Below are 13,022 nucleotides of genomic sequence, written 5' to 3'. Positions count from 1 at the left end.
GCTCGACATAGGTCGCAGGACTGGAAGCTCCCGTGCGTAAGCCGGAACTCAAACGCGTCGGCGCCGGAGCCTCATAGTAGGTCTGAATGTCTTTACACTGCGTCTTCAATCCCCGCCACGAGGTAAAATAACGTCAGGATTTCGCTGCAACCCCTTCTGCTTGCGAATGCATTGGCCGCTGCCCTAGGGTGGCCCGGGCGCAACAGGGAAGGAATGTGCGATGAAGATGAACCCGCTGGGTCGCACGGGAATGATGGTAAGTGAGCTTTGTCTGGGTTCGATGACCTGGGGGACGCAGAACACAGAGGCGGAGGGGCATGCCCAAATCGACCGGGCGCTGGAGCGCGGGATCAATTTTATCGACACCGCCGAGATGTATCCGGTGAACCCGATCAGCGCCGAGACCGCCGGGCGGACTGAAGAGATTATCGGGACGTGGAATGCCGCATCCGGCAGGCGCGATCAGGTGATCCTGGCCACCAAACATTCGGGCGCGGGGATGCGGTATATCCGCGACGGCGCCCCGATCACGGCACAGTCGATCCCCGGCGCGATCAAGGGGTCGTTGCAGCGGCTACAGACCGACTATATCGACCTCTACCAGTTTCACTGGCCTAATCGCGGCAGTTACATGTTCCGGCAAAACTGGTTTTATGACCCGTCTGCGCAAAATCGAAACGAGACGATAGCGCATATGGAAGAGACGCTGGATGCCCTGCAAAGGCAGGTCGAGAAGGGGACAATCCGCGCCTTTGGTCTGTCGAATGAAAGCGCGTGGGGGACGGCGCAATGGTTACGGGTCGCCGAGGACAGGGGGCTGCCCCGGGTGGCGTCCGTTCAGAATGAGTATTCCCTGATGTGCCGGTTTTATGACACCGATCTGGCGGAGCTGAGCGTCAACGAGGATGTCGGCCTGCTGGCGTTTTCGCCGCTGGCGGCGGGGATGCTGACTGGCAAGTATCAGGGCGGCGCGGTGCCCGAGGGATCGCGCATGTCCTATGTCGCCAATCTGGGCGGGCGCAGGACTGACCGGGCGTTCCCGGCGGTCGATGCCTATCTCGAGGTCGCGCGGAAGCACGGGCTAGACCCGGTGCATATGGCGCTGGCCTGGTGCCTGACGCGGCCGTTCATGTGCTCGGCCATTTTTGGGTCGACCAGCATGGAACAGCTTGATCTGGCGCTGGGGGCGGTGGATGTGACGCTGAGCGACGAGGTGTTGCGTGATATCGACATGGCGCATCGCGCCCATGCGATGCCCTACTAAAGAGGTTTGCCCGCGCTCCCTAGTCCGGGGGCGCGGTGTCGATCCCATCCACGCGGATTTGCGCGGCCTGCGTCCGCAGGCGCGCCCAGGCCGCATCGGCCAGCGCATTACCGCCCGAAAGCGTGCGCAGCAGCCGGATGTTGAGCCGTCTGCCGGGCAGGCGGTCTGAGAGGTCGGTCAGTTCGCCCCGCGCCAGCGCCTCATGCGCGACCGAACGCGGCAGCCAACCGATGCCCAGCCCCTGCCGGATGAATTGCAGCACTGCGGGCGTCAGCCCGGTTTCGGCGACATTGCGGGTGATCGCCTCACGCGGGAGCGCGGGCAGCAGGTGCAGGCGCAGGATTTCGCCCAAGTAGATATCGGCCGGGTAGATGATCAGCGGCAGTTCCATCCGGTCCAGCGCCTGCCGCAGCTGGGCGTTGCCCTGCAGGTTCGCGACGGGGATCAGGTGATCCGCGCCAAAGGCGATCTGTTCAAAGAGCCGCCGGTCAAAGGCGGTGGCCTCGTCATCGGTCTGGTAGACCAGGCCAAAGTCGATTTCCCGCCTGAGCAGCATCAACTGGCATTCGCTGCGGGTGCCCGAACGGATGCGCAGCTCGATATCGCGCTCTTCGGTCAGGCTGCGGGTCAGCAGCGGCGAGACCATGGTGGTCAGCGCGTGCTGGCAGCCCAGCGTCAGGCGCTTGCGGTTGAGCCCGTCACGGTCCGACAGCCCGGCGCGCAATTCGCGGAAACGGCGGGCAGCCTCGCGCAGCTCTGCTTCCATCGCGCGGACATGCGGCAGCAGGGTCACCGGTTTGCGGTCGCGGTCGAAAAGGGCGCAGCCAAGCGCATCCTCGATCCCTCGGATGCGGCGGGTAAAGGCCGAGGGTGTCAGAAACCGCCGTTCTGCCGCGGCGCTGAACGATCCAGTGTCGAGCACCGCCAGAATATCTTCGATCCATTCGAGCCTCATCTAAGTAGTATAAGTTGCAGGATATGCAAAAAGAAGTCCGGATTTCGAATTTGTTTGGGGGAATGAGATGTGTTTAATGTCGATAAACGTCAAATATGGAGAAACCCCATGAACCTTGCCAAATTCCCTCGGGTCCGTCTGGCCCATCTGGCCACCCCGCTTGAACTGATGCCGCGCCTGAGTGAGCATCTGGGCGGGCCGGAAATCTGGATCAAGCGCGACGATTGCACCGGGCTCAGTACCGGCGGTAACAAGACCCGCAAGCTGGAATTCCTGATGGCCGAGGCGCAGGCGCAGGGCGCGGACATGGTGATGACGCAGGGCGCGACGCAATCGAACCACGCGCGTCAGACCGCCGCCGCCGCCGCTAAGCTGGGCATGGATTGCCATATCCTGCTGGAAGATCGCACCGGCTATAATTTTGACAACTACAAATACAGCGGCAATGTCCTGCTGGATCACCTGCACGGAGCGACGATGGAACATCGCGGCCCCGATCTGGACATGAATGCCGAGATGGAAGCGGTCGCCGACAAGTTCCGCGCCGAGGGCCGCAATGTTTATACCATCCCCGGGGGTGGCTCGAACGCGACCGGCGCACTGGGCTATGTCAACTGCGCCTTCGAGATGCTGAACCAGTTCGTGACCATGGGTCTGAACGTCGATCACATCGTGCATGCCACCGGGTCGGCCGGAACGCAGGCGGGCCTGATCACCGGCCTCAAGGCGATGAATGCAAATATTCCGCTTTTGGGCATCGGGGTGCGGGCGCCCAAGCCGAAACAGGAAGAGAATGTCTTTAGCCTTGCAGTGAAAACCGCCGAAAAGCTGGGCTGCCCCGGGGTGGTGGCGCGCGAGGACGTGGTGGCTAATACCGATTATGTCGGACCCGGTTACGGTATGCCTGGCGAGGACACACTGGAAGCAATAGATATCTTTGCGAAAACCGAGGCGATCCTGCTGGATCCGGTCTATTCAGCCAAGGGCGGCGCCGGTCTGATCGACCTGATCCGCAAGGGCCATTTCAAAAAGGGCGAACGGATCGTGTTCCTGCACACCGGCGGTGCGATCGGCCTGACCGGGTATACGCATTGCTTTGACGTCCCGAAATGAAACCAGTCGGCATCCTGGGCGGGATGGGGCCCGAGGCCACCATCCTGCTGATGCAGAAGGTACTGAAGGCGATTCCGGCGCGTGACGATTCCGATCACGTGCCGCTGATCGTGCATCAGAACCCGCAGGTGCCGTCGCGCATCGCGGCGCTGATCGAAGGTGGCGGCGCGGATCCGGGCCCGGTGCTGCGCGGCATGGCGCGCGATCTTGGGGCGGCGGGGGCGCAGGCGTTGGCGATGCCGTGTAACACCGCGCACCACTATGCGCCCGCGATCGAGGCGGCCAGCGATCTGCCCTTTCTGAACATGATCACCATGACAGCGCAGAGCCTTGCCGCGTCCGGGGCGGGCCGCGTGGGCATGCTGGCGTCCCCCGCGACCCGCCGCGTGGGCGTGTTCGATACATGCTTTGCGGATCACGGGTTGTCACCGGTCTGGACCGGGGATGAAGACGCCATGCTGGCGATGATCCGGGCGGTTAAAGCGGGCGCAGAAGCAACGGAAACCGGCCCCGCAATGGCCGCGCAGGCGCAGCTTTTACTGGACAGCGGCGCCGATCACCTGCTGATCGCCTGTACGGAGCTGTCATTGCTGACAGGGTATCTGCCCGAAGCCACCTCGTGGCTGGACAGCCTTGATTGCCTGACCGACGCCATCGTCGGATTTGCCGAAGGTCGGATTACTTAGCGGCAGATGCGTTCGGCGCGTTCGGCATAGGCGCTGTAGGTTTTCCAGAAATGTTCATCGCTGGCACGTTTGGATTGCCGGATATCCTGCGCTTGTTGAGGGTTGGTGTAAAACAGCACTGCCCGTTGTTGCTCGCTGCCGGTAAGCGTCTGATTGGCGACGGCCTGAATGCAGCCACATAGCTTGCCGGATCGTGCGCCACGGTCAGATCGTAGACAGGCGTTGCTGAGCGGACCCGAAGCGAAGGGCAGGGGAGCCGTGCTGATCGTGCGTCGGGGCTGGGTGGAACTGCTGCCACAGCCGGAAAGCAATGCACCTGCCAAACCCAGAATCAGAATGTTCTTCATTGCTCCTGCCCCTTCGCTCTTTTGCGCGATACTGCTCGAGGGGATCAATGCCGAAACCGCCCGCGGTTTTCAATTCAAAACCGCCGGATGATCACCGGTTAACCACTCATTCCTTTCACACGGGGCTTAGCATTGACCGAGCGTATCAGACAGCTTCTTGCAGGATCAGTTCGTCCACGGTGCGATCCGCTACATGCGCCGGGCTGCTGCGTTCGGCGCGTGCTTTGGACAGGATCCGTTGCATCGTCTGGCGCAACGTGTCGAGTTTTTCGGCGACCCAGGGGGTGCGGTTCTCGATTTTCAGGATTTCGGCTGCGACATTGATGATGCCGCCGCCATTGGCGACATAATCGGGCAGGTAGAGAATATCGCGTTCGTCCAATATGTCTGCATCCGATGTTTGTGCCAGTTGGTTGTTGGCAGCGCCGCAGACAAGGCTGGCGCGCAGCTCAGGAATGGTTCGGGAGTTGAGAGTGCCACCAATCGCGCAGGGCGCAAAGATGTCGGCCTCGACCCGGTGAATCTCATCCGGCGCTGCCGGTTGCGCGCCGAATTCCTTGACCGTACCGGCAACGCGCGCGGCGTCCATGTCCGCCACGATCAGTCGGGCGCCGACGTCGTGAAGCATTCTGCACAGGTGCCAGCCAACATGGCCCAAACCCTGAATGGCGACGGTCTTGCCCTTCAGATCGGCGCTGCCAAAGCGGTGGGTGGCACCCACTTGCATCGCGTTGAATACACCCTCAGCAGTGACCGGCGATGGATCGCCGCTGGCATGGCTGCCGCTGTCCAACCCGGCAACATAGCGGGTTTCGCGTGCCAGTTCCGCCATGTCTTCGGGGCTCATGCCCATATCCTCGGCGGTCCAGTAGCGCCCGTCGAGCGCGTCGACGGCGCGCCCCATGGCGCGAAGCAGTTCCGGCGTTTTCTTGACCTTGGGGTCACCCATGATCACGGCTTTGCCGCCGCCGAGGGGCAACCCTGCCGCAGCATTCTTGTAGGTCATGCCGCGTGAGAGCTTCAGCACATCCTCAAGAGCGGCCTGAGCGCTGTCGTATTCCCGCATTCTGAGACCACCCGCCGCGGGCCCGAGCCGCGTGGAATGCAGCGCGATGAACCCTTGCAGCCCGGTCTCCGGGTCTGAGATCTGATAAACGGCTTCGTGGGTGGTAGATGCGATTTTCGTGAGCATGGAACGGGTCCTCCTACATGTAGGAATAAAGGATGCGATACGTGAAAAAACAGCGTATTGAGATAAAAATTGCGTTACGACAGCATGGAATCACTAAATCAGCCAAGGTTTTTAGAGAAAATGGACCATCTCGACAGGCAGATAATCGCGGCCCTGCAATGCGATGGCCGCCAGAAATTGGGCGAGCTTTCAGAGGCTGTGGGCCTGTCTCCGACGCCCTGCGCCCGGCGGATTGCCCGGCTTGAGGCGGATGGGGTCATTACCGGGTACTCGGCCCGCGTGGATCAGGAAAAGCTGGGCCTGCCGCTGAATGTCTTTATCTTTGTCGAACTCGATACCCAGTCGCGCGATGCCATCAAGGCATTCGAAGCCGCGCTGCTGCGGTTTGACGAGGTGATGGAGTGCTATCTTATGACCGGTACACGCGATGTGCTGATCCGCGTCGTGGCGGCGGACCTGTCGGCCTTTGACCGGTTTCTGGAGGATGGGTTGATGCAAATTGGCGGCATCCGTTCGATGCGATCTAGCTTTGCGTTGCGGACAATGATCAGAAGAAACTCTTTGCCTGCGAGCTAGGGTGGTGACGAAAAAGTCGGCCAAGTTATTGATCAGGCCAAGACGAGGATCAGCAAAGTCGCGATCAAAAAATCAGGAACGACGCGCCGGGCGTCCTATCGGCAATTTTTCGCATCCCACGGTATGGCCATTCCTAATGAAATGCATTGGCGTCTAACGTCGTGGGCCCAACTGGGCCTTATCGTCGCTGGCGCCGATGTTTGGCGTAATGTTGCCATCGCGCCATGGGGCTGAAACCAATATTTGGCGCGGTCACGTAATCGCCCCGGGGCGCAAATCATCGACTTTTTTCCTGATAGGGCGTTATGGCTGGGCCAGTTTGGCGATGAGTTCCCGGGTGACCTGATCTGCAAGGACGACGATCAACCGGTCGACAGCATCCTCGCGCGCGCTGATAAGCAACCCATCTGAAACCGAGTAACCGGCAAATGAATCCACACTCCCCGAGGCCACGAGCTTTTTGGTTTCGTTTTCAATCAGCCGATAGGTCACGACCCCAACAAAACGCCGTCGATCAGAATCGCTTTCGACACCTTCACCCCGGATTTTGACCTCATATTTCAGCAGCTTGCTCGGGTTTGTCGAGCGGCCGATACGATCTTCCATCTCGCGCACGAAAAGATAGCTTTGTTTGCTTTTCGGTTCCGCAATCTCGATTTCTGAAAGTGCCTGTTGCGTTCCCGTGCCCGGTGCATAGACCGGCGTGAAACCGCATGACGCCGCGCTCAGCAGCGATATCAACGCCCAGGTGATCAGAAAATACCTGTTTCGGTGCATTGTTGTTTTCCTGTTCCAGGGCGGCGGGCATTCAGTTCTGATCATTCTTACTAGAATTTGTCCACCGGACGAAAGCCAGAACATTGTGGGTGCCATTACGCAATCCGCAGTTTCACGGTTGCAACGTCATGGCGATATATCCATATGGTGCGCAAAAGTCAGGAAGGCGTTTTTCATGCCGATAGCGGTTGATCTTTATTTGCAGCCCTAGTAGCGGGTGCGCACGGTAGCCCACACCTAAAGATTGTCATGTCCAAATCTCAATATCGCGCGAGCATTTTGCTGCTTGCCTATAACCAAGAAGATTATATCCGCGAAGCGGTGAATTGCGCGTTGTCGCAAGACGCGGAAGGGCTTGAGATCATTCTGTCGGATGATTGCTCGCAGGATGCGACTTTCAAAATCATGTGCGAGATGGCGGACGCTTATGACGGGCCGCACGATATCGTACTGAACCAAAACCGGAAAAACCTTGGTGTCAATCGTCACATCAACCATCTGGTTGATATGGCAAGCGCAGAAGTGTGCGTGCCGTTTCCGGCCGATGATACATCGATGCCTAACCGGGTGTCGCGCTTGCTCGAAGTGATGGAGCGCGATGACGCTCTGTTGGTGCACACGGATGCCAGCACTGTCGACGGAGATGGAAATCCGTCAGAGGCATGGCACCATCACGCGCTTTTCTATCACACCACCGATGTAACCAAAGCAGCGTTGTCGGATTCGCTGTTTCTGGGCGCCACCTCGGCCTATCGCCGGGAACTCTGGCGTAAGTACGGTCCGCTTCCAAGTTATAGTAAGGCGTTTGAGGATCTGATCACCGGGTTCCGCGCGGCGCTTGAGGGGCGTATCAGCTATATCGACGAAAAACTGGTTTGCTACCGGCAGGATGTCGGAATTTCGAACGCTGGAGGCGTCAGCACACGCTACAGGCTGGATACGATGGCCGAGTCGCGAGAGCGCCGCAAGAAGATGTTCGTGCCCCGCATGACCTTGTTCGAGCAGCGGTTGAAAGATGCCCGAACCTTTGGCCTGCCTGAAGATCATGACATCATCCAGTCGCTTGAGGCCGCAGTCGAGAAAGTACGCCTGCGGGGCCATTTCTATATAATGCCCTGGTGGCGATATGTGCTAAAATACGGTGGTCCGGCCATTAAGACCACGCTTTCCGAACTTAATTACATCGTCAAACGCAAATGATGCCAGCTACCGCCTTGCCGGGGATCGGTCTGGGTTCAGTTGTCATTCTGAGGCAAATATGTAATTGGCGGGACGATATGGAAACTGCTGGCAAAGCACTCTTCTGCGCCTCTGACGGATGAGCTGACACTCATGACGAAAAAACAGAAAAAGAACTACGGTGCGCTCCTGTCCGTAAAGGACCAGGACAATCTGCAGTGGCTGTGGCACAAATATTGCCGCTCTCGCTGGAAGATGATTCTGCTGATCCTTGGCATGATCATCATTCAGGGCGTGGTGTATCAGCAATTTCTTGCGATGACTGAAAACGGCCTGCGCGTGATTTTCGAATCCGGCACGCTGCGGGAACTGTTTGGCGTCTGTCTCTACGTGTTCTTCCTGTTTTCGGTGCGCGGGCTTATGTCCTATCTGATACCGATCACGTCGATGCGCATGAGCAATGGTGTCGTGTTCGAAGTGCGCCGTGACATGATCGACCACATGATGAACCTGGATCTGGCCTATTTCGAGCGCACCAAATCGGGGAAAATCCTGCAACAGGTTGTTGGGCAGCCGCAAACACTGGGCATCTTCGTGGGCGGTGCGGTCGCCGGGGCCATCCGGGATTCGGTGACAGTCGTTATCGTGTCGGGATACCTGATTTATAAAAACCCGTATCTGTTCGCCACAGCGTTGATCGTTCTGCCGCTGATCATCTGGGTCATGAACTATGTCGCCGAACGGGTCAGGGAAGTTCAGGAAAAGATCCAGGAAGCATCGATTGAATACATGAGTGGCATCGAGGAGATGACCAACGGTATGCGAACGGTGAAGATCGCCAACCAGGAAGAGGTCGAACGTCGGCGCATGCTGAAAGGCACGGCGCTGATGCGCGATCTGGTCCTGAAGTCACAGACGACACAGGCGCTTGTCATGCCGTCGATCGACCTCTCGACGGCTTTTGTCTATGCCCTGGTGATCGGCGGAGGCGGCTATATGGTGCTGAGCCCCGATTTTGATGCGGACGGGGCCGAAATCATCACCTTCCTGCTTGGCATGGTCATGGTGTTCGACCCGGCGCGGCTGGTTGCCCAGTTCGTGAGCGGGATTCAGAACAATCTGGTCATTCTCAACCGGGTTCGCGGCTTTTACGACGAAAAACCCACGATCAACGATGTGGCGGACCCGATTGAGGAGTTTGACACCGGCGCGGACATCGTGCTGCGCGATGTCGATTTCAGCTACAGCGACGATCAGCCCTTGTTCAAAGGTCTGAACATGACCTTCGAAGGCGGTAAGGTTTCGGCGATTGTCGGATCCACCGGGTCGGGTAAAACCACGATCTTGTCGCTCTTGTCGCGGCTCTATGATGCGCAGGGCGGCGAAATCACGATTGATGGTATCCCCATCGACAAGCTGAAGCTGGAAAGACTGCGCAACTCGTTCTCGGTCGTGGCCCAGGATATCGTGATTTTCAACAATTCGCTCTGGGAAAACATCCGCTACGTGAATCGTGACGCCAGCGACGAGGTGGTCTGGAAGGCAGCCGAAGACGCCGAGATTGCCGATTTCATCCGCAGCCGGGGGAACGCGCCCGTTGGTCCAAAGGGGGCACAGCTTTCGGGCGGGCAGAAGCAGCGTATCGCCATCGCGCGGGCGTTCCTGCGGGACGCGCCGATCCTGTTGCTGGACGAGGCCACATCGGCGCTGGATCAGGCCACCGAGGCACGGATCAAGACCGCGCTTGATCGCCTGACCAAGGGCAAGACAACCATCGTGGTCGCGCACCGGCTGTCTTCGGTCTCGGATGCCGATAATATTTTCGTGCTGGAGAAGGGCAAGCTGATCGAGCGGGGCAAACATGCCAAGCTGCTGGCCGATAACGGGCTTTATGCCCAGCTCTACAAGGCGCAGAAACAGGGCTACGACGAAAAGAAATAGCTGGCCGTTATCGCCGCCGGATGATCCTGAGCCCTTCTGCGGCGGCAGCGGACAATGCCGCGCCTGGCGTGCTTAGGTTGCCGGCCACCATTCGCCCGATCCCGCCATAGCAGGCACGCCGCAATTCCGCCTTACGCTTTGCGCGAAGCAATTTCTTCATCACCGCATGATTGGCTGACATGCCATGCGTTGCCGCATCCGCCAGCCGCTGACTGAATGTTGCGATCATCATATCGAGGATCTTCCTGCGGCGGGTGCCGGCATCTTCCCGATGACGCTCACGGTTCAGCTGGTGGGATATGCCGACCCCCTCGCGGTACTTCAGCAACGGCTTGTCGATGAACGCCACGCGGTTCTCCAACGCTGCACGAAAACCCAGAATGTGATCTTCATAGACATTGGGATGACGTATCGGCCCGTATTTGCTGAACAGTTCGCGGTGCCATGCGCCGGAAGCGCCCAAGTATAGCGCCATCGATGTCGCTGTCTGCAAGGCGTCGGTGGTGCGATAGAAATCCGCCTTCCGGTAATGCGAACGGGTTTCATTGCCATTTTCGTCTATGGCGATCGCGTCGGAATGGACGAGCAGGGGTGCGCGCGCCTCGAACAGTTTTGCGATTTCGGCTACGCGCGACGGTAGAGAAATATCATCGCCATAGGCCGGGATGATGACATCCCCTGTCGCCGTCTCGACGATCTGGTTGATATGGGCGATTAGCCCCATATTCTTGGGGTTGCGGCGCATATGAAGACTGTGCGGCCCGCGATAGCCCTCGACGGCACGCTGTGCCGCATGAAAGGTGCCATCGGTCGAGCAGTCATCCGAGACCAGGATTTCGACAGGGAAACATTCCTGCGTCAGAACCGAGCGTATGGCATCGCCGATATAGTCTTCCTGATTATAGCTCAGGATAACGACGCTGTAGCGAAGTTGCGGGCGTTCGTCGGGCAGCTGGGACGGCGCTGTCGGTGTCATGCGTTGCCGGTCGATTGTGGCGATCTGTTCATGTGAACCTCTTGCGCCAATCCGGGATCATGTCCCAGATATTCGGCCAGCCGTCGCCATTTATCCGGATCTTCCAGCCTGCCGGTGAACAACCGGTTTGGGTCGCGGGCCTGAAAGAACTGGCGGGTCTCACGATTCCGGGTGCGATAAATATCAATATAGTGATCCTTGTGACCGGCCAGTTCCAAACCGTTCTGATCAACCGTTTCTGGGTCATCCGCTGCCGCGCACAGATCCAGATATTCGCTCTCGCGGCGGTAAATCTTGGCGTGAACGGCGGTAACACCCAGAGAGCGTCCCCCGGAATGGGACAGCATCGATTGAAACCAGGCATCGGCGTCACGCTCGAACAGAATAAACTTTGATCGCGGGAACCGGTGATACAGAAACCGGTAAAATTCAGGCGCGAACCAGGGCCCGTCTTCGAAGCCCTGATGCGCGATGAAATCTTTGCTTTCGGTAATCGCGTCGAATTGGCCGTCTACCCATTTGCGGCCCCATTGGTTGCGGTGCGATACGGACCAGTCGGCAACGGAATAGCCCAACTCCTTCAGAAAACCGCCAACACTTGTCGTCCCGGTACGCTGAAACGAAATGCAAAAAATCTTTTCGTCCTGACGTGGGTCCGGTTGGTCGGTTTTATTGTCTGAACTGAAAAGTTGGCGAAGTTTCATGCGATCTGTCTTGCGGTTGTCTGGCGAAAATCGGCCCTAATGCGATGGGTGTCGCTGATTGTGTCTGTCAAAGTGTCCCGTGTGTCCGGGGTATCGTGCCGTTGGTATCGTGCCCGATCACGATTTTCCATTGAAAACCGTCGCCCGCGCGATTGTCGGCGCTGCCGGTCATTCTGGCTTGTCGATCAGAGGCCGTATTTGTCATCAAGCTCCTGTTTGAGTGCGGACCAGGCTTTCAGCCGCGCGCGCTCGTCCTGAGGCAGATCCTGATAGGCCGGTTTGGTCCAGGGCTCGCGTGCTTTCAACGCCGCCTCGAGATCGTCAAAATTATCCTCCGATCCGAAAGGCGGGGCATCCGCCGGGCGGGATTTGGCATAACCGAACTGTGCCATCAGCGGGCCGCACAGGGTCTCGATATAGGCGATTTCATTGTCATCCAGCCGACCCTGAAACTTGTTGAAATTGTCGCGCATGATATCGCGGGACAGGTTTTGCCATAGCGCCGTACGTCCTGCGTCTTGCGCCACGCCTTCGCTGTTGCTGACATGTTCGAGCATGACCGGGGAGAATTCGATATCCAGTTCCTTGCAGACACGGCGCAATGTATCTTCGGACTGGCTGATCAACGACTCATAGGTCAGGTGCACGATCCGGCGCCCTTCTTTGTCGGCCTGCAGAGCCCCTTCGACGTCCGAGAGCCAGCGCCGGGCCGACCGCAAAACGCCGCCTCTCAGTGTCGGGGCGTTGACCCATGACACCGCCATGTCGCGGGGGTCGCGCACCATCAGCACATAGGTCGGGTTCCGGGATACCTGCTCGATAAAGGGCAGGAAGGAATGCGTGGAATTTTCCTTGAGAAAAAGACGCGGGCGATTGCGCAATCGGCCTTCGGCGTTCAGCAGGGTCGCGATTTTTTCTGCCGAGGTCCTGGCCTGTGCAAGCAATGCCGCGCGTTCTGCCTGCGGCTGGTTGTCGAGCATCCAGATGCCAAGTTTCCGATCGAACATGCGCAGGATTTCGGCGCTGAGATCGCGGTTCTGATCAAGCGTCGAAAACACCCGAAAAAGATGTGCCGGGCTGGGGGCGAAAAAATCCGGGTGGGCGTCAAAAATACGCGCAATCAGATTGCTTCCTGATCGCTCAGAGCACATCAGGAATACCGGGTTGACGAGCAACTTGTGGTGCAATTCAAAAACCCCTAGCTTGCGCGCGATATCGGCTGAGTAACATACCCGGCCCACTCTAGTAGATGAGTTTTGCGCTGCAACAAAGCACCGACATAAAGTCCCCCGGGCAAGGAAAGAGAGTGGCA

The 13,022-nt window shown here is 58.5% G+C and carries 13 protein-coding genes; 6 read left to right on the top strand and 7 right to left on the bottom strand.

The genetic code is table 11. The features are described from left to right. The first annotated feature begins 220 nt into the window (after positions 1 to 220). Entirely contained in the window at positions 221 to 1,264 is a 1,044-nt protein-coding gene (locus tag LC334_RS02865; protein ID WP_085798696.1) for an aldo/keto reductase, read from the top strand. Positions 1,265 to 1,283: 19 nt separating this feature from the next. Here the strand turns inward: LC334_RS02865 and LC334_RS02860 are convergent, their stop codons facing one another. After that, on the bottom strand, positions 1,284 to 2,219 hold the full coding sequence (locus tag LC334_RS02860) for a LysR family transcriptional regulator (RefSeq protein ID WP_085798695.1): 936 nt from the start codon (positions 2,217 to 2,219) through the stop codon (positions 1,284 to 1,286). A gap of 108 nt (positions 2,220 to 2,327) precedes the next feature. Here LC334_RS02860 and LC334_RS02855 point away from each other — a divergent pair, with 108 nt between their 5' ends. Together LC334_RS02855 and LC334_RS02850 are read left to right on the top strand one after the other, a co-directional pair. Then, a complete protein-coding gene (locus LC334_RS02855) occupies positions 2,328 to 3,332 on the top strand; it encodes a D-cysteate sulfo-lyase (RefSeq protein WP_085798694.1) in 1,005 nt (334 codons plus the stop codon). Further along, positions 3,329 to 4,018, top strand: a complete 690-nt coding sequence (locus LC334_RS02850; RefSeq protein WP_085798693.1) for a cysteate racemase — start codon at positions 3,329 to 3,331, stop codon at positions 4,016 to 4,018. The genes LC334_RS02855 and LC334_RS02850 overlap by 4 nt, the downstream gene beginning before the upstream one ends. Here LC334_RS02850 and LC334_RS02845 read toward each other — a convergent pair. After that, positions 4,015 to 4,365 (bottom strand): hypothetical protein, encoded by a 351-nt coding sequence (locus LC334_RS02845; protein ID WP_223412855.1) that lies wholly within the window; start codon positions 4,363 to 4,365, stop codon positions 4,015 to 4,017. The two genes, LC334_RS02850 and LC334_RS02845, sit on opposite strands and share 4 nt — an antisense overlap. A gap of 145 nt (positions 4,366 to 4,510) precedes the next feature. Further along, positions 4,511 to 5,557, bottom strand: coding sequence for a Glu/Leu/Phe/Val family dehydrogenase (locus LC334_RS02840; RefSeq protein ID WP_085798692.1), 1,047 nt, complete (start codon positions 5,555 to 5,557; stop codon positions 4,511 to 4,513). 120 nt (positions 5,558 to 5,677) lie between these two features. Here LC334_RS02840 and LC334_RS02835 point away from each other — a divergent pair, with 120 nt between their 5' ends. Beyond that, the gene (locus LC334_RS02835; RefSeq protein ID WP_085798691.1) at positions 5,678 to 6,133 is read left to right on the top strand and encodes an Lrp/AsnC family transcriptional regulator; all 456 of its coding nucleotides are present in this window, start codon (positions 5,678 to 5,680) and stop codon (positions 6,131 to 6,133) included. A gap of 303 nt (positions 6,134 to 6,436) precedes the next feature. On the opposite strand, the gene lptE is transcribed toward LC334_RS02835, so the two are convergent. Continuing rightward, complete coding sequence (gene lptE, locus LC334_RS02830) at positions 6,437 to 6,910, bottom strand: LPS assembly lipoprotein LptE (protein ID WP_085798690.1); 474 nt, start codon at positions 6,908 to 6,910, stop codon at positions 6,437 to 6,439. Between the two features lie 249 nt (positions 6,911 to 7,159). Here lptE and LC334_RS02825 point away from each other — a divergent pair, with 249 nt between their 5' ends. Together LC334_RS02825 and LC334_RS02820 are read left to right on the top strand one after the other, a co-directional pair. Then, positions 7,160 to 8,110, top strand: a complete 951-nt coding sequence (locus LC334_RS02825; protein WP_085798689.1) for a glycosyltransferase — start codon at positions 7,160 to 7,162, stop codon at positions 8,108 to 8,110. Between the two features lie 234 nt (positions 8,111 to 8,344). Beyond that, on the top strand, positions 8,345 to 10,030 hold the full coding sequence (locus tag LC334_RS02820) for an ABC transporter ATP-binding protein (RefSeq protein WP_223412854.1): 1,686 nt from the start codon (positions 8,345 to 8,347) through the stop codon (positions 10,028 to 10,030). Between the two features lie 7 nt (positions 10,031 to 10,037). Here the strand turns inward: LC334_RS02820 and LC334_RS02815 are convergent, their stop codons facing one another. From LC334_RS02815 to LC334_RS02805, 3 genes are all read right to left on the bottom strand, one after another. After that, positions 10,038 to 11,006, bottom strand: coding sequence for a glycosyltransferase (locus tag LC334_RS02815; protein ID WP_085798687.1), 969 nt, complete (start codon positions 11,004 to 11,006; stop codon positions 10,038 to 10,040). Further along, complete coding sequence (locus LC334_RS02810; protein WP_085798686.1) at positions 11,003 to 11,710, bottom strand: sulfotransferase; 708 nt, start codon at positions 11,708 to 11,710, stop codon at positions 11,003 to 11,005. The genes LC334_RS02815 and LC334_RS02810 overlap by 4 nt, the downstream gene beginning before the upstream one ends. A 185-nt stretch (positions 11,711 to 11,895) precedes the next feature. Further along, positions 11,896 to 12,897 carry a sulfotransferase family protein gene (locus LC334_RS02805; protein ID WP_139836275.1) on the bottom strand — a complete coding sequence of 334 codons (1,002 nt, stop codon included), beginning with the start codon at positions 12,895 to 12,897 and terminating at the stop codon, positions 11,896 to 11,898. Positions 12,898 to 13,022: the final 125 nt, after the last annotated feature.

The sequence above is a fragment of the Roseovarius aestuarii genome, assembly GCF_019966515.1.
GTDB lineage: Bacteria > Pseudomonadota > Alphaproteobacteria > Rhodobacterales > Rhodobacteraceae > Roseovarius > Roseovarius aestuarii.
Note: the sequence above shows the minus strand (reverse complement) of the source record. Positions and strands in the feature narration are given on the sequence as shown.